General features: G+C 51.6%; 15 protein-coding genes. 7 read left to right on the forward strand and 8 right to left on the reverse strand.

All coding sequences use genetic code 11. The features are described from left to right. On the forward strand, window positions 1–1,983 hold a 1,983-nt coding region (locus HRU10_13325; GenBank protein NRA28211.1), incomplete at its 5' end, for a cation:proton antiporter. A gap of 50 nt (window positions 1,984–2,033) precedes the next feature. Here HRU10_13325 and HRU10_13330 read toward each other — a convergent pair. The 3 genes from HRU10_13330 to HRU10_13340 form a co-directional block, all read right to left on the reverse strand. Then, window positions 2,034–2,552, reverse strand: a complete 519-nt coding sequence (locus tag HRU10_13330; protein ID NRA28212.1) for a GNAT family N-acetyltransferase — start codon at window positions 2,550–2,552, stop codon at window positions 2,034–2,036. Window positions 2,553–2,634: 82 nt separating this feature from the next. Continuing rightward, window positions 2,635–3,510 carry a YicC family protein gene (locus HRU10_13335; GenBank protein NRA28213.1) on the reverse strand — a complete coding sequence of 292 codons (876 nt, stop codon included), beginning with the start codon at window positions 3,508–3,510 and terminating at the stop codon, window positions 2,635–2,637. 47 nt (window positions 3,511–3,557) lie between these two features. Beyond that, complete coding sequence (locus tag HRU10_13340; GenBank protein ID NRA28214.1) at window positions 3,558–4,199, reverse strand: transcriptional regulator; 642 nt, start codon at window positions 4,197–4,199, stop codon at window positions 3,558–3,560. Between the two features lie 71 nt (window positions 4,200–4,270). Between HRU10_13340 and HRU10_13345 the strand changes: the two genes are divergently transcribed. The 4 genes from HRU10_13345 to HRU10_13360 all read left to right on the forward strand — a co-directional run bounded on the left by HRU10_13345 (window position 4,271) and on the right by HRU10_13360 (window position 9,878). Continuing rightward, window positions 4,271–6,034 (forward strand): Rieske (2Fe-2S) protein, encoded by a 1,764-nt coding sequence (locus HRU10_13345; protein NRA28215.1) that lies wholly within the window; start codon window positions 4,271–4,273, stop codon window positions 6,032–6,034. Between the two features lie 12 nt (window positions 6,035–6,046). Further along, the gene (locus tag HRU10_13350) at window positions 6,047–6,625 is read left to right on the forward strand and encodes an NAD(P)H-dependent oxidoreductase (protein ID NRA28216.1); all 579 of its coding nucleotides are present in this window, start codon (window positions 6,047–6,049) and stop codon (window positions 6,623–6,625) included. 482 nt (window positions 6,626–7,107) lie between these two features. Continuing rightward, a complete protein-coding gene (efp, locus tag HRU10_13355; protein NRA28217.1) occupies window positions 7,108–7,665 on the forward strand; it encodes an elongation factor P in 558 nt (185 codons plus the stop codon). Between the two features lie 215 nt (window positions 7,666–7,880). Next, window positions 7,881–9,878: a glycosyltransferase gene (locus HRU10_13360; protein NRA28218.1), complete on the forward strand. Its 1,998-nt coding sequence runs from the start codon at window positions 7,881–7,883 to the stop codon at window positions 9,876–9,878. Between the two features lie 318 nt (window positions 9,879–10,196). Here HRU10_13360 and tnpA read toward each other — a convergent pair whose 3' ends face one another. After that, window positions 10,197–10,649, reverse strand: a complete 453-nt coding sequence (tnpA, locus tag HRU10_13365; GenBank protein NRA28219.1) for an IS200/IS605 family transposase — start codon at window positions 10,647–10,649, stop codon at window positions 10,197–10,199. A 288-nt stretch (window positions 10,650–10,937) separates the two neighbouring features. Here tnpA and HRU10_13370 point away from each other — a divergent pair, with 288 nt between their 5' ends. Further along, on the forward strand, window positions 10,938–11,111 hold the full coding sequence (locus tag HRU10_13370; GenBank protein NRA28220.1) for a hypothetical protein: 174 nt from the start codon (window positions 10,938–10,940) through the stop codon (window positions 11,109–11,111). Between the two features lie 29 nt (window positions 11,112–11,140). Here HRU10_13370 and HRU10_13375 read toward each other — a convergent pair whose 3' ends face one another. The 4 genes from HRU10_13375 to HRU10_13390 all read right to left on the reverse strand — a co-directional run bounded on the left by HRU10_13375 (window position 11,141) and on the right by HRU10_13390 (window position 15,420). Continuing rightward, complete coding sequence (locus tag HRU10_13375) at window positions 11,141–11,347, reverse strand: hypothetical protein (GenBank protein NRA28221.1); 207 nt, start codon at window positions 11,345–11,347, stop codon at window positions 11,141–11,143. A gap of 66 nt (window positions 11,348–11,413) precedes the next feature. After that, entirely contained in the window at window positions 11,414–12,112 is a 699-nt protein-coding gene (locus HRU10_13380) for a hypothetical protein (GenBank protein ID NRA28222.1), read from the reverse strand. A gap of 96 nt (window positions 12,113–12,208) precedes the next feature. Next, a complete protein-coding gene (locus tag HRU10_13385) occupies window positions 12,209–14,725 on the reverse strand; it encodes an ABC transporter permease (GenBank protein ID NRA28223.1) in 2,517 nt (838 codons plus the stop codon). Beyond that, window positions 14,722–15,420, reverse strand: a complete 699-nt coding sequence (locus tag HRU10_13390) for an ABC transporter ATP-binding protein (GenBank protein NRA28224.1) — start codon at window positions 15,418–15,420, stop codon at window positions 14,722–14,724. The genes HRU10_13385 and HRU10_13390 overlap by 4 nt, the downstream gene beginning before the upstream one ends. Before the next feature lie 23 nt (window positions 15,421–15,443). Between HRU10_13390 and HRU10_13395 the strand changes: the two genes are divergently transcribed. Then, window positions 15,444–16,079, forward strand: a complete 636-nt coding sequence (locus tag HRU10_13395; protein ID NRA28225.1) for an arylesterase — start codon at window positions 15,444–15,446, stop codon at window positions 16,077–16,079. The last annotated feature ends 555 nt before the right edge of the window (window positions 16,080–16,634 follow it).

Below are 16,634 nucleotides of genomic sequence, written 5' to 3' on the forward strand. Positions count from 1 at the left end.
TGGAGCCCAACACAAGGGCTCTTTCTTGGAGCACTCTTCTCCATTAGCTCTTCGATGGTCGCAATCAATGTGATCAATGAACGCAATGAGATGCAGCTCCCGCGGGCCCAGCTGGCGATGGGGGCGCTTATTTTCGAGGACATCCTCGCCATCATTTTGTTAGTTATCCTGACTGGACTGGCAGTCGATGGGCGCTTCAATCTGGACGCAACGGGTATCGCCGTGTCCGGTGTCGGCCTCTTTGTTGTAGCTAGCTACTTCGTGGGGCGCCTAGTCATCGTAAAGGTTCTTGATTATATAGAGAAACAAGGGCGCACAGAATACTGGGTTTTATTTGCAATCGGTGTGATGCTCGGTGAAGGCCTCTTGGCAGCCCACTTCGATTTCTCCCTTGCTCTCGGCGCGTTTCTCGCCGGAGCCATCATGGCAGGCACGCGCCAAATGGAACAGATTGAACGTGCGATCGAGCCGCTGCGCATTCTTTTTGGGGCTCTATTTTTTGTCTCAGTTGGCATGCGTGTGGAACCTCAGGAGGTAATCAATGGCCTTGGACTTTCATTAGTGGTGAGCATCCTGATCATTCTTGGGAAAACGTTTACGGTTTGGTTTGGTTTCGTCATCGCAGGTCAACGTTCTAGCTCTTCATTTAAAGGCTCGCTGGTTAAATCACAGATTGGAGAATTCGGATTCATTATCGCTGCCCTTGGTATCGACCTCGGTGTTGCAGGCGCTGAAATGATGAACCTTGCAGTCGGCGTTGCGCTGATCACTATAATTTTCACACCGATTCTAGCTAAGGCGGCTGACCCATTATTTGAATGGATCGATACCCATACCCCCAGCGGTGTCCGCACTGCAGGTAAAGCCTACACCGACCTACTTACCTCGTTTAAACGATCTCTGGAGAACAAAAAGCTCCTCGTCCTCCTGCGCCGCCCCACCCTTCAAATTGTATTCTCCTTCATCGTGGTGAACGCTGTAGTCGCTGTCGCTTACATCCTAGCCGGAGTCATCGAAAACACCCCAGAGCTGGATGCAACGCACGATTGGTGGCGCTGGGGAATTTGGCTTCTGGCTGGCGTCGCCTGCCTGCCCCTCATCATTTCGATTCTGCGCAATGTAAACGCCATTGTCATGATGTTGACCGAAGCATCATTCCAGCATACGGGAGATCTTTTCAGTCTTGGAGGCCGCACGCGCAACGCCATCAACGGGCTCATCATGTTCATGATCGTGCCTGTGTTCGGCATTGTATACTTTGGAGCAGCAGCCAGCTTCCTGCCACGCGGGACTGCACTCATAGCCTTTGCAGCCATCCTCATCACCACGGGCCTTGTATTCTGGAACCGACTCATTGCGGTGAATAGCCAGTTAGAGCGGGCTTTCTTTGATAGCCTTAACCAGCAGCAAGCAACGGAATCAGCCAAACAGAGGAAGCAACTCCTTTCCAGCCTAAGTAAACACGCGTGCTTCAGCGTAGAACTAGAAGACTACACGATTGTTGCCGCCTCAGAACCGGTGACACGCCGCATCAACCAGCTGGGTGTTCGCGAAGCAACGGGAGCCGCGATTGTCGGTATCGGCCGTGACGGTTCTTGGATTTACAACCCCCCGCCCGAAGCAATTCTCTTCGCCGGCGACCACATCATTCTCGCCGGAACAAACCGCCAACTGCAACAGGCTAAACGACATCTCGGAAAGGCTGCGCGCAATCAAGAGAACAGCCCGCAGACCAGACCCGATATCGCGCGTCTACTGATCGAAGCGAATTCGGAACTCGAAGGAAATACGCTTGCCGGACTCGATCTGCGGCACCGCTTCGGTGTCACTGCCCTCGGAATCCAGCGCGGAGACAACTGGCTCTCCCCTCCCAAACCTGACGACTTGATCCTGTCGGGCGATGTGCTCGTCCTCATAGGCGGCAAACACCGCCTCAACGAAATCACACCCCTAGCTCATCACCGCGACAGCATCGATGCTTAGCTGCGACGATATCCCGAACTGCCGAATCCTCATTCATAGACCCAAAATCCTCAGGCCCTTTTTACCCGATAAAAAACAGATGTCCTCACCCGCCCGTCCCATGTGATCTTATCTGCCTTCATTCGCTTAAATTCCACACCTCCAATTGCCTCAATCGCCCTCTGAGATCTTAAATTCAGCTCATCCGTCTGTAGAACAAGCTCGCAGCTTCCATAGACACGTGAAGCGTGGGTTATCATTAAGTGCTTCACCGCTCGATTAAACCCTGTCCCACGCAATTCCGCGCAAAGCCAAGTCGATCCAATTTCGACTTCATCTTCAGAATCAAACCAAAAGGAAGTTTCGCCTACGTATGTTTGGAGCTCTTTGGAAAAAACAGCAAACGGCTCCCTTAACCCTGAATCACGCTCCTTAAACGCCTCGCGGATGGATCGCTCAAGCTTGTCGATGGTAGTCGGCGGCTCGCGCAACCACCACTGCCACATATCAGGATCGTTCACCCATTTAGAAAGTGGTAGGGCATGCTCCAACCTGATCGGCTCGATGCGAACTAGATTGCTTTCGATCATCAGTTTGGTGAGTGATATCAACCTATTCGCGTGAATTTGCGTCCATTAGCGGATCTCCAAAAAAATCCCCAGCCCCACACGCCTACTCCACATTGGCCGCCTGTTCGCGGATGCGCTCGAGCTCATTTTTAGCATCGATGACAGCCTGTGATATTTCGATGCGATTAGCCTTAGAACCGATCGTGTTAAACTCGCGATTAATCTCCTGAATGATGAAATCCATCTTTCGCCCCGTGGACTGCGTCTGTGCCAGACAGTCAGAAAACTGTTCAAAGTGGCTATTCAATCGGGTAATTTCCTCGGAAATGTCACAGCGATCTGCAAAAAGTGCGATCTCCTTGAGCACACGTTCGTCATCTAAATCCAAGTCCTCAAGATTGAGCTGCCGCAGTCGCTGAAAAAGGCGATCACGGTACGCCGCCACAACACCTTCTGCGTATCCAACGATTTGTTGCAAAAAGCCCTTCAAGCTTCCTAGCCGCTGCATTAAATCATCCTTCAATGCGGCCCCCTCTGTCGCACGCATTTCGATAAACGCACCGAGCGCCGCATCAAAGGCCGTCAGAACCTCAGCCGCGACGGCACTATATTCAGGCAGTGTGCTGCTGGGACGGATCGCCTTTACCAAATCCAAGAGGAATGCTGAAGACGGCTCAAAAGGGATACCGTTATGCTCAGCCAGAGCCTGAAAGCGTTCGATAGAGACTTTGACGGCAGCGTCGTCCCACACCAAGCCTTCTACCCCACCATAAGCGGCTGCTCGTACCGACACACTTACCTTCCCTCGCCCGAGCACCTCACGCAACTTGCCGGACAATGCCTGATCTAAGCCCATCCATTCCTTCGGAGAGTTCACCGACACCTCCAGATTCCGGCGATTCACCGATGAGATCTCTACGCTGATTTCCAACGTCGCTGTCTGAGCGGATCCGCGCCCATACCCGGTCATACTATTCATCCCCACATCGCTATCCACCGAAGCTCAACTGGCAACTCCAATTCGATTCAACCTTCATTCTTCATACTTATCCGATACGCACACCGGCCATCCCCACTTATAATATGCTCCTCCCGGTTCACATCGTGATCAGAAAACAAGGCAGAAAACACTTCACCCTCACTCGCACACAGTCCCGAACACGCCTTTGCAGCCACACAAATGGGACAATGGCGTTCGATGAGCAAGAGATCGTCACCCGACTGCTCAACCGTAGCCATGTAGCCTTCATCGCTGCGCAATTGTGCCAGTTTCCGTGCCTTTGCCGCCGCGCTCTTTAACGATTTCACATGTCCCGAATACATCTCGATCTGCTCCCGCGTCCGCGTGTCCATCAATTGCTTCACTGCGCTCTCGCCTAGAGAGGCCCTCATTTGGCTAATTAATGAAGCCGCCAACTCAGCGTGAGCATCCGGAAATACAGCATCTGCCTTCTCAGTAAGGCTCCATATTTTGGTCGGCCTTCCACGCTTGTGCGCCTGACTCCTTTCCTCTACCAATCCTTCGTCCCTAGCCACGTGTAGGTGCTTTAGTACCCCCATCTTTGTAAGGCCCAAATGTTCCGCCAAAGTTTCAGCAGAACGTCCGCCCTCTTCCTTCAAAATGCGGAAAAGCTTTCGGCGCGTAGGTATTGTTCTCTGACTATTCATCGATCAACCAATTTTAAATATACAAAAGTGTTGATAAATAAAGATCCATTATTTTATAAACTCAATTGTTTATGAAAAGAAACCAATCTTGGACTCGAATCGGCACCCTCGATACCATCCCGGAATCTGAACCTCATCTTGTAACCGTGGGTGAACGGCGACTTATGGTATACCGTGACGGCGAGCACATTCGCGCCCTAGACAACCGCTGTCCGCACATGGGATTCCCTCTAAACAAGGGGGAGATAAAAGACGGAGTTGTAACCTGCTACTGGCACCATGCTCGTTTCGATGGAGACTCTGGATGCGCTTTCGATCTATTTGCCGACGATATACCCGTTTTTGATACGCGGGTAGATAACGATTCGGTATTCATCGCAAATAGTCCCCGTCATACGCCCGACAAGGCTTACTACGTAAAGCGATTGAACAAAGGGATGGAACAAAACATACCCATCATTATCGCCAAGAGCGTGGTTGGACTCCTCGGGCTAAATGTCACCATCGGTGAATTGGTAGAACTACTCACCGAATTCGGACAGAAAAACCATGAAAACTGGTCTTCGGGTATGACCATGGTCGTTATGGCCGCGAACCTTTGGCCCAGAATCTCACCTGAAACACGGACCTACTTCCTGGTGGAAGCGGCTCGGCAATTGGCAACCGATTGTCAAAATCGTTCATCTCGCCGAGATCGCCTCAGCATGAACGGTAATGATGCAGACTTGGAGCGTCTGCGCACATGGCTCAAAAAATGGGTGCAAGTGCGCCACCGCGACGGTGCCGAGCGCACCCTACTTACCGCTGCGGAGCGTGTGGGTGTGGATGGTATCAACGAACTCTTGGCCGACGGTGTAAATGACCGCTTCTGCTCAGACACTGGGCATACCTTCGACTTCACAAATAAAGCCTTACAGCTGATTTCTATGCTCGAAATCGACTCAGCACAGAAGGTTTTACCCGTAATCATACCGGAAATCACTCGAGCACGCGGCGCTGAAGAGTCGAGTGCTTGGCGATCCCCCATCGACCTGATCGAGCTAATCAAACGACATGAATGCGAGCTGAGGGAAATTGAAGCATACCGTTCAAATACCGAAGCCACACTCCAAAAAGACTTCCTTACGATCCTGTTGGAGGATCAGCCAAAGAAAATACTGGGGGCGATTTTAGAGCAGATCAAAGCCCGCGTAGATCCTTCACTCATCGCCCGCGAAATCGCGCATGCCGCCGCTATACGACTAGCCCATTTTCCAACGTCCAACGACATCAACGACTGGTTCAATCCGGCCCACACTCTCAATTTCGCACACGCCGTCCACTGTTTCATTCTACGCGCTGAAAGCCAGAGTTTCGCCACCTTGCGCGGCCTACTCACTGCCGCCATGGCAGTCTATCTAGATCGGTTTCTCAACATTCCTGCGGCGCGCCTACCCACCTCTGAGCGCGACATGGCCTCGCTTCCGAATAATGTCGAAGCACTCCTCAAAGGTCTAAGGGCATGCTTCGACTCCACCGATACCGCTATAGATGCCCCGCGATGGGCAGTCCGCTACCTGCGACTGGGACATCCAGAGTCGCTGCTGATCGATACCATCACCGACATCACGCTCCGTGAAGACCTGGATTTTCATAAGATCCAGAGTATCGAAGCCGTGGCCGAAGAATCGATGCTATGGCCAACAGGCTCTTCGGCCAAGGAACACCTTTACAAAGGAGCAATCCGCTATATCGCCGCACACTGTCCCACACGGCGTAGCCGCTCAAAAATAGCTCAAATCGCGATCCGGCTACAAGGTCGTGAGCCGATCCACAAATTCGAACAGCTGGCATAAGCTTTGTCCAAAATGAAAATCCACGTCATTTCCAGTAGCCTCAGCAACGAAAGTCGAAGTCGATCACTAGCACAGAGTTATCATAACTATTTAAAAACGCATTCCATCGATGGTGAAGTCATCGACCTACGGGATATCAATCCTCCCAATTTCGATCATTCCGAGATCTATGAGTCACGGGCTTATAAAGAGATTCACTCTAAAATAGATGAAGCTGACGGGGTAGTATTCGCGAGCCCGGTCTATAATTGGGGATGCTGCGCTGAGCTTAAAAAACTCATTGAATATGTGGGTTCGACTCCGAGAGACAGCTCAATACGCGGCGCCTTTTTCGACAAAGTCGTTACCTTTGTGAATGCTGCCGGTCTCCCACATAGCTATATGGCCTACACCTCACTCGCAAATTCCATGATGCTCGATTTCAAATGCATCATCAATCCCTACAACGTTTACGTCCACAACCGACATTGGGATGGAAATGACGCCCTAATAAATGATGCCCAAAAACGCATAGAAAAATCCGCCAAAGTAATGGCCGAACTCACCAGACTACTCCAAGCCCGGACATACAGGTCCAACTGGGAAATCTGAGCCAATCAAACCGGGAATATGGGGCGTAATTGAGGGGACGGGGAGTTCTTTGCACTGGATATACAACGATCACCGTAAAAGAGAGGAGCTATTACTCGCTATCCCTGTTACCCGTCGGTGCCCTTGTTGTGGTTGGGGCGCTCTGTCGGCTCGCGTCTTCGATTTGGATCGAGGTAGGGAGGGTCACGCACAATCGTTGTCGAGATCCCGTCGACTACGACAACGACCACGATAGCGACAATGAGACGAGATACGAAAACCGCTGGAGGGCGGTGCTTTGTCGCCGCCGGTGGCCTGTTGCTTGGGCGGTCGTTTCAATCGATACGCAACCCGCGAGCCGACAGAGCGGCTCAACAACAGAGGCAGTTGGAGCAATCTCCCCGCTGTTTCAATTGCACCCGGCAATATGTTCTATAAACGCCAACAATTGACAGCACAGCAACCCTCCGTCTTTCTCTAGCAATTTAAGTAAGACCTCTATCATGGCATCACCCACAGAAATTCGCAAAGGACGCGTCATGGATTACCAAGGCGCTCCCCATCTTGTTTTAGATATGCAACACCGGACCCAGGGCCGACAGGCCGGCTTTGTTCAAGTGACCTTGCGCAACATGAACACCGGAGCGAGCACGACGAATAAGTTTCGCACGACCGAAACCGTCGAGTTCATGCATACCGAACAACGTAAGCTGGAGTATTCCTACAAAGATGCAGACGGCTATCACTTCATGGACCCAGACACGTACGACGACATCATTTTCGACGAAGCCATGGTCAGCGAAGCCCTCGATTTCATGGTAGAAGGCAAAGAATATGACATTACGTATGTGGATGATAAACCGACTTCAATCAGCCTTCCTGCGTCTATAGAGATGAAAGTAGTCGAGAGCCCCGAGGGCGTGCGCGGCGACACCGCTTCCAATGTCCAAAAACCTGCCACCCTCGAGACCGGCCTCGTCGTCCAAGTCCCCCTGTTCATCAAGGAAGGCGAGATCATCAAGATCAACACCGAGTCAAAAGCATATGTGAGCCGGGCTTAAACTTCCGCGACTTGTAAGACCTCGAAAGACCACCCATCGTGCGGTGGTCTTTTTTTTGGCTATCCATCAATCGCCACCAGATCTTGGACGAAAACCTGCGACACAGAGATCCACCCGGATTGCTAAAATATTGCTTGAACTACTCATGATTGCCCCAGATTAGTGCGCGGCCGGAATAATCTGCCAGCCACACACTCAGAATTGCAGCCCTTACAATGATCTCCCAGCGCATTGTTATATCAACCATCACCGTTGCACTGATAATTGTTGGTACCCTGGGTTACAGCCTGATCACCGATTCGTTCGACACGGCCAGCCTAATCCGGGTTTTTCTACCCATTCTCCTCGGGGCGAGCGGACTAGCCCTACCCTTCGTATGGCCACGATTCAGGACCCAACGGATCGAAGTCTCCATTCTCCTACTCCTCGCTCTCTCACTCCGACTCTGTTTTCTACCAGCTGCTGCATCGGACGACGTTTATCGCTACATCTGGGAGGGAAACCTACTTCAGAAAGGAATAAGCCCCTATCTCGGCGTTGCGGATGACCCGATCTACGCCGACTACCGCGACGAAAACTGGGAGCAGATGAATAATCGCGACAAGCTTACAGCTTACCCGCCGCTCAGTATTGCGACCTTTACCTTGGTTAACCAATTCTCGCCGACGCCTCTCGGCTTTAAGATTGCAATGGTTGCCGTCGATCTAGCGATCTGCGCCTTGATACTGCTCTGGCTACACCGCCGAAGGCGTCCACTGCGATGGAGCTTATTCTACCTAGCGAACCCGGTCACACTGATCGCTTTTTCTGGAGAAGCCCACTTCGATGCACTCATGGTGCTATCCCTCGTCATCGGCATCATGGCGGCTGAGCGTCGTCGCTGGTGGATTGCTGGTATAGCCATCGGCTGCGCAGTCCAGTTCAAAATAATCGCCCTATTGCTCGTGCCCTTTCTCTTTTTACGTGGAGGCGTCCGGCCCGTTTTTGCGGTAGGTGCTGCTGCTACCATACCACTCTTATTCTTTATCTCAGACTTACCCAACCTCGCACAAGGCATCCTAGGTTTTGGGGCAGAGCGCAGTTTCAATGGGCTCATACACGATCTGTTGCATGACTTTCTAAATAATCGAGATTGGGCGAATCAGATCGTCGGCGTCTGCCTTTTGGTTGTGCTCGCTTACCGCTTTTTCCTCAGACCTAAGAGCTCTATCGACCAGCAATGGCTCTGGGCATGCGGCGCATTACTCGTGCTCAGTCCCACCTTTCATTTCTGGTACCTTACCTGGATTCTTCCCGTAGTCGCTGTCAGAGTAAGCCTGCCATGGTTGGCACTATGCGTGAGCCAAGGACTCTACTTCATAGTTTGGATTCACTTTGCTGAAGGGGCCCCATGGGACCTCCATCGCATAGAAACCACCCTACTTTGGAGTCCACTCTTCATCGGCTTTTTAATGATTACATGGGCCCGCTCACACTGGGCCAAAAAGAAAGCATCGATCATTAAGCGACAGGACAAACCACATGGCATCAGTGTCGTGATCCCGACCTTAAATGCGGCATCCACGCTTAAAGCAGCGATCACCTCAGTAAGCCAGTCCCAGCGACCACCGGACGAAATCATTGTCTGCGATGCAGACTCTCATGATGCAACAAGAGCAATCGCTAAAGAATTGGGCGCGAACGTGATTTCGACCCCACAAGGTCGCGGTAACCAGATCGCAGCCGGCATCCAGGCTTCACGATTCAACTCCATAGTCATACTACACGCCGATTGCCAACTACCCGCAAATGCGCTTACAGGGGTGGAACGCACGTTCACGTTGAATACTGAAATCGACGGCGGCTGCTTGGGCCAACGCTTCAACGACCAACGGCCAGCTCTCCTATGTGTCGAGGCGCTCAATGAACTCCGTGCCAGCGGCATGGGTATCGCATTCGGAGATCAAGTTCAATTCCTCCACCAGTCGCGCTTACAAAACCCCTACCCCGCACAGCCTCTGATGGAGGACATCGAGCTCAGTCTGGGCTTTGAGAATCCTGTCTATCTCGGCCACGAAGCCACCGTCTCCGCGACTAAATGGACCCCCGACAAATCCCAGCCGCGCTTCATCAAAGTCCTCTCTCTCGTGGCCCGCTACCACCTAGTACGGTGCTTCGGAGCACAACGCGCCCAGAAATACTCAGAAAGGCTCTACCAAGAATATTATAGCTGAGGCTTCTCAATCGTCTCGACGCGACGAAGTGCCTATGGCCTTACGCATTTCGTGGGTTAAAACCCACGCCTACCCTCGTGCGTCACTACGTGACTTCGAAAGCGATATTTCCTAAGCAACTTTTGCGTCAATATTTCATACCTCATTGAACGCTCCTGTAGAATAATCCGGGTGAGAATAAGGGCTATCGTAATGCTATAGCATCGGTGTTCACGCAAACCGAGTCGCGTAGTGACTGTCCGATTTGTAGCCGTGGGTTTCAACCCATGGTCCGATTATCATCCCCGCATCGCTTAGCGACGCATGAACCCGCGGCGATCAATCCCATAAATAGCGCTCATCATATGCAACGCCATGTTTCGTCAAAAACCGCACATATTCCTCTTGGAAGGTATGAGCCCGATGATGCTCCCGCTGCTTTTTGATATAGTCTACAACTTCCGGAATGTTTGATCGGCTTACGCTGAATGCACCGTAGCCATCCTGCCAAGCGAATGCCCTCATTTCCGGGAATACCTCATGAATCCACGCAGAGCTTCTTCCTTTGATGAGTTGTGCAATCTTGCTCGGCGCTAGGGTCGGCGACGCCGCCAATAGTAAATGAACATGATCCTCGACCCCACCAATCTGGATCGGAACCATTTTGTTCTCTTTAGCAATGCCTCCCAAATAAGCCCAAATTCGATGTTCGATTTGAGCAGAGATCCAACATTCACGATTTTTTGTAGAAAACACGAAATGGTAGTGCAGGCACGAATAAGTATTGGCCATACCCTCGCTCCTAGGTGGCAATTAAATGGAGTCCACAAAAAACGAACTCAAGCCAAGTAAGTGGACGTCAATCGTCGCGACGCGACGAAGCGCTTTGGAATATCAAGACCGTGGGTTAAAACCCACGGCTAAAGTCTTATGTCGTTACCCGACTCTTGAAACCGAAATCATAACCACGGGGCAATACCCGGACAATAGGATCGAGCATTTTGCACCTAAATCGAGGTATAACACTTCAACAACGCCTGCTGGCGGCGACGAAGCGCCGCCCTCCAAGACATCACTTGGTTGGCGAAAAAAACCTCCGATACGGCGAGGCACAGTTTGCGTGCGTTGAGCGATGGCGATAGCCATTACTTGGCTTGGGCTTTGGCACGCCCCGAAGCAATCGCTCTGGCGGTCACCCTACAAAACCTCACAATCGCTCACACTAGCCTGGCCAATAACCCAGCTATGTTCTGACCGGCCAACTATTTTAGAAAACTTGCTGATCATTCCTCCCCATACATAGGAATATCGCCAACTGGATTAATAAATAGTTTGCCTTCAGAATCAATTCTCAGATTATTGTCTGACGCCGTCTCAATCACAACAGACTCCCCATCGGCAATTTTAAACTTCGTTTCACCGCGCACATGAAACGGAACCTGGGGATTGGTGACACCTATGCCGACGTCTCCCTGCCGGTCTATAACCATAGCGCTTACATAGTCTTCAGAGTCGCTACCGACCAAAAAACCAATACCCCCATTCGCATCACCCTTTCATCCCTTCAATATTAAGGAACCATGGTTTCCCGTGTGCGCGAAAGGGTAAGAACCGGATAGTTTCGCATGCGTCGTGAATATCATTGGGTGATCAGGAATCGAATTGAAGTCATCTTCAGTTATCTGACTTTGCATACCAATATTCCCCCATGATTTATCTTTCGAAATTACGAGCGGCCCACCCGTTATTTTAGCCGAGTATTGACCGCCTAGATCTGTGCGAAAACCACCACTTACATGCAAGGTCTCGTGAGGATTGGTAAGACCGATAACCACATCTCCAGTGTTTCTTTCGATGACCATCGCACTAAAATAATCATTACCATCACCAATAAGGAAATCGATGCCGCCATTTCCGTTATTTTTTCTTCCCTTCAAAATTAAGGAACCATAATTTCCATAGTGCGCAAATGGATAAGTTCCTGAGGGAACAGCCTGAGTTGTGAAGATCATAGGATAATCTGGGATGGTTGAAAAATCGGATTCCGTGACCGTGGTCGAAAAACCGAGATTGCCCCAATTCCAACGCCCCTTGAAGAGCACATCGCCAGGACTTACCTCGAGGCTAATATCTCGGGACTCAGCAAGGGAATCCGCAAAATCTAGGGTTCCATTCACTAAGAGACCGTCTTCGATAGTCGCAGATTGTGCAACTGTAGTACAAACGAAGGTACCAAACAGAAAAAGCCGTTTCATGATGTTATGTTCTCCGAGCGATCAGAGGTTTCAAGTAGCTTTAAAAATAAAATTCCGAGTCGAAAGGCATTCGCTCAAAACAACCGCGCTCTCCAATCACCCCTCTTCCCGCAAAATCTCTAAGGGTGGGTGACTGGAGATACCTCGGCTATTCAACAATCCGGTGAGTAAAGTGAGCCCTGATACCGCAACGATGGTGGCTCCGCAGGTAAGCCAAGGGAGCGTCATCTCGATATTGAGGAGCCAGTATGCCAAACCGAGCGATCCAGCAATGGAGAGTAAGGTGCCGACAGTCGCCGCAACGGCCCCGACGAGTGCGTATTCAATCGCCATGATCCACCGCACCTGCCCACTTTGTGCGCCGAGGGTGCGTAATAAAATGCTTTCACGGACACGTTGATAGCGGCTCGTCGTGACAGCACTGGCTAACACTACAATGCCCGTCGCGATCGTAAATAGCGCCATGAAGCGGATAGCAAATGAGATCTTACTCACGATGCTCTCCAACGATTCCAAAATAACCTTCATATCCACCACAGATACATTGGGAAACACACGAAAAATGTCCCGCTGGAGCCGGGCCGTTGTTTCGACGTCTGGCGAACGCGTTACCGCGATCCACCAATGCGGTGCGGATTCCAAAACCCCTGTTGGAAAGGTAGCAAAAAAATTTGGACGCATTTGTCGCCAATCGACGGTGCGTAAACTGGAAACCTCCACTTCGACGGGAATACCCTGAACGTCGAACACCAGCGTGTCCCCCAAGGTCACTCCCAGGTCAGCTGCCATATCATCCTCGAGCGAGATGGGGACTGGCTGCTTCAGTCCGTCCCAGCTGGAGACGTAATTACCCGACTGCAGCGTCTCACTAGGTCCGAGCTCGCCACGATACGTATTCCGCCATTCGCGGTTGAGGATCCAGTTGTCGATTTCAGTATTTGGATCAGCCTTAATTTCAGCAACGGTCCTGTCCTTTACGGCCTGAAGCCGCATCGTCACGATCGGGGCGTCCTCGAAGATTTCCATACCTCCTTCATCAATGATATTGTAGAGATCCGGCCGTTGATCAGGTTGAATATCGAACATCAGCAAATTCGGCTGATCGGAATTCATTTGAATATCGCTTTGCTGTAGAAGCCCCGACTGGACCAGCGTGAGCGTAGACACAAGAAAGGTCCCCAGGCCGATGCTCACAATCAAGAAAGCAGTCCGATTCTGCGGCCGGTGGAGATTGGAAAATGCCTGCCGAAGCAAATAGTGTCGCGGACGCACCCACTGTTTGAGGGCTCGCTGAATCCCTACGGCGATACCCAGAAAAATGAGCAACACCAAACCGAGCACCCCTGCAAAAATCAGCCCGTGATACCATGGATCGGTTCGCAACGCGCAAAATCCCGCCAAGGCCAAGACGGTCAATACGATCCAGGGTCGCTGCAACGGATCGCGCTGATGGACCGTCGGTTGAATACTTGCCCGCAACGCTCTGAGCGGACTGATACGACGCAAGGGCAACAGCGGGTAAATTGCAAAGAGCAGCGCAATCAAAGCGCCGAAACCGACACCTGCCAATATGCTGGGGACATTGACAAAATACTCAATATCGACGGGCAACCAGTCTCCCAGCATACGCGGCAAGACCGTTTGAACGAGCACTCCAAGAAGCGCACCCATGGCGGCCCCTATCAGCGCGATTCCCATTACCTGAACCAAAAACACCTGGCTCGCCCAACCTGCCGAACTCCCCAGACACCGCAAAATTGCCACGGTGTCGCGCTTCTCCGTGAGGTAAGCCTGCACCGTCCCAGCGATCCCCACGCCTCCCAATAACAAAGCGATGAAACCCACGAGACCCAGGTATCGAGATAAATTGGTCAACGGCCGCCCAATGCTCTCTTTACGCTCCTCAATGTCATCGAGATTGATGCGTTCGTCAGGAAACGTCTCTTTCACATAGGCACGAATTGCCTCTGTATCGAGATCTGGCTCGTGAATATAAGCCCGATGAAAGGCGATACTCCCCGTTCCCATCAGTCCCGTCTCCTCCAACTGAGCCAGCGAGATATAAGCCCGCGGTGCAAAGGTGCCTGCAAAAGCTGACTCGCCAGGCATCTTCACCAATTCACCGATAATTTCGAAGCGGGTATTGCCCAACACCACCCAATCTCCAAGCACGAGTTCATACTGGGCCATCAAAACGGGATCGAGCACGATAACCGGCTCTTCGGTCGCCGCTGGATTGGCCCCGGCCGGCTCCGTTTCAAACTCTCCGTAGTAGGGGAAACCCGAAGAGAGCGCGCGCACTTGGACCAAACGCGTCTGCTCGGCTTCCTCAAAGAGAGCCATCGAAGAAAACCGAATCTCACGCGATTGGTCACCTCCTAGAGATTCAATCCAAGCCTCCGCTTCGCTCGAAAATGGCGTGCGCGATGACACCTGTAAGTCGGCTCCCAAGAGCGTCTTCGCCTCTGTTTCAATCGCCACCTCAACATTAGCGACAAAAGAGTCGATAGCCACCATGGCAGCCACGCCAAACACAATGGACAAGGCGCACAAGACCAGACGTCTCAAATGATGCCGCCCGTCACGCCATGCCGTCTTCCAAAGATAGCTCATGCCGCGTCGTTGCTAATGACACGTCCGTCGCGAAGACGAATTGTCTGATCACACTGGCTTGCCAAGCCGAGATCGTGAGTAACAAGAACCAACGTCGTCCCTTGTCGGTTATTCAAATCGAATAATAGCTCCGTAATATTCCCTCCATTGGCCCCATCGAGGTTGCCCGTCGGCTCATCAGCAAAAAGAATTTTGGGATCATTTATAAAAGCACGCGCCAAGGCCACACGTTGCTGCTCTCCACCAGAAAGTTGGATCGGATAATGATCCATACGATGGCTTAAGCCGACACTTTCCAGGAGCGCGCGAGCCTTCTCCTCCGCACCCGGCAATTGGCGCAGCTCGAGAGGCACGGCCACATTCTCTACTGCCGTGAGTGTGGGTATGAGTTGAAAATTTTGAAACACAAAGCCGACATGCTCCCCGCGAAAAGCTGCCCGTCCATCCTCATCGAGAGTCTCAAGCGCCGTGCCTAATAACCGCACCGATCCAGAAGTCGGGACATCCAAACCAGCGCAGAGGCCCAACAGCGTCGTCTTACCGCTTCCCGACGGCCCGACAATCGCCAAACTTTGGCCCGCCGCAGCCGTAAAAGATATGCCATGAAGAATCGCTAAAGGGCCTTCTGCGGTGCGGTAATCCCTTTTTAGATCGGAGATCTCGATGACTGGAGAATGAGAAGCTAGAGTTGACATAGTGCAGATCAAAAGAGTCAGGTATGTTTATGTCGCAATTTCGACTCTTATTGCAAATTACTCTTTGGATACTTTGGGCAGCTCCTTCACTTGCACAGGAAAATGATCCGGGCACCCTGCTCTTTTTCGGGGATAGTTTAACGGCATCTTACGGCCTGGATCCCTCTCAAGGCTACCCGGCCATCATCCAGCAAAAACTCGACGCAGCCGAGCTGCCCTGGGAAGTCGTCGTCGGAGCGGTCAGCGGTGATACCAGCGCCGGAGGACTGCGCCGGATCGATTGGATGCTTCAAAGACACATTGATGTCTTCGTCCTTGCACTCGGAGCAAACGATGGCCTCCGCGGAATCGACCCAGATTCGACCCTAGCCAATCTCCAAGCGATCATAGACCGCGTAAAAGCAAAATATCCGAAGGCAAAGATCATCATCGCTGGCATGCTGATGCCTTCCAGCCTCGGCTTCACTTTCTCAGAAGAATTCGGAGCTATTTTCCCGAACCTCGCAAAAGAAAATAACGCCACCCTCATCCCCTTCCTCCTCGACGGGGTCGGCGGCAACCCCGCCCTAAACCAACCCGATGGCATCCACCCCACCGCCGAAGGACAGATGATCCTAGCAGAAAATGTATGGAAGGTGATCGAGGGCGTTTTGGAATAATCGAATACCAGCGAAACTGAGCCACTGAAAATTCAATCAGGTCACTTACACCAAACAAAAGCTTCCGCGCAATTCCGCGCTTTCCGCGGCTTAAAAAACCCCAACGGGTCACGACAAAGCGTGCCCCTTCAGACACACAAAGCCATGGAGGGCGGTGCTTCGTCACTGCCGATGGACGCCTGATTTCGCCATTTCAGATACCGAATGCTCTAATTGAGCCGCGGAAGACGCAGAATAGCGCGGAATTTGAACCTGAAATGGTAACGTGCTTAGAAATTAATTTCGCGGATTTCTTTGGCAAGGGGCTAATCCCCAAAACAAAGTTACTTGAGATTAGATCAGTCATTCTCCTATTTTCCCTTTTCAGGTTAGTTCTAGACCGCGCAACGCCAGTTACTATTAATAAACACAGTCATCCCATAGGGATTCTAATTTTTCCTGGACCACAGATTACGCAGATACACACAGATAAGTATTTTTTCACAGCCATCCCATAGGGATGCGCTAAAAAATTAAAAAGTGGTTGGCTCTGGCGGACTTCCGATCAAGGAAGTC

It is taken from the genome of Opitutales bacterium, from assembly GCA_013215165.1.
Lineage (GTDB): Bacteria > Verrucomicrobiota > Verrucomicrobiia > Opitutales > JABSRG01 > JABSRG01.

Coding starts and splice junctions, on each gene's coding strand:
- HRU10_13350 (NRA28216.1), top strand. CDS start 6,047: ATGAAAATCCACGTCATTTCCAGTAGCCTCAGCAACGAAAGTCGAAGT.
- HRU10_13340 (NRA28214.1), bottom strand. CDS start 4,199: ATGAATAGTCAGAGAACAATACCTACGCGCCGAAAGCTTTTCCGCATT.
- HRU10_13345 (NRA28215.1), top strand. CDS start 4,271: ATGAAAAGAAACCAATCTTGGACTCGAATCGGCACCCTCGATACCATC.
- HRU10_13330 (NRA28212.1), bottom strand. CDS start 2,552: ATGATCGAAAGCAATCTAGTTCGCATCGAGCCGATCAGGTTGGAGCAT.
- HRU10_13380 (NRA28222.1), bottom strand. CDS start 12,112: ATGAAACGGCTTTTTCTGTTTGGTACCTTCGTTTGTACTACAGTTGCA.
- HRU10_13395 (NRA28225.1), top strand. CDS start 15,444: ATGTTTATGTCGCAATTTCGACTCTTATTGCAAATTACTCTTTGGATA.
- efp (NRA28217.1), top strand. CDS start 7,108: ATGGCATCACCCACAGAAATTCGCAAAGGACGCGTCATGGATTACCAA.
- HRU10_13390 (NRA28224.1), bottom strand. CDS start 15,420: ATGTCAACTCTAGCTTCTCATTCTCCAGTCATCGAGATCTCCGATCTA.
- tnpA (NRA28219.1), bottom strand. CDS start 10,649: ATGGCCAATACTTATTCGTGCCTGCACTACCATTTCGTGTTTTCTACA.
- HRU10_13335 (NRA28213.1), bottom strand. CDS start 3,510: ATGAATAGTATGACCGGGTATGGGCGCGGATCCGCTCAGACAGCGACG.
- HRU10_13360 (NRA28218.1), top strand. CDS start 7,881: ATGATCTCCCAGCGCATTGTTATATCAACCATCACCGTTGCACTGATA.
- HRU10_13375 (NRA28221.1), bottom strand. CDS start 11,347: ATGGTTATAGACCGGCAGGGAGACGTCGGCATAGGTGTCACCAATCCC.
- HRU10_13385 (NRA28223.1), bottom strand. CDS start 14,725: ATGAGCTATCTTTGGAAGACGGCATGGCGTGACGGGCGGCATCATTTG.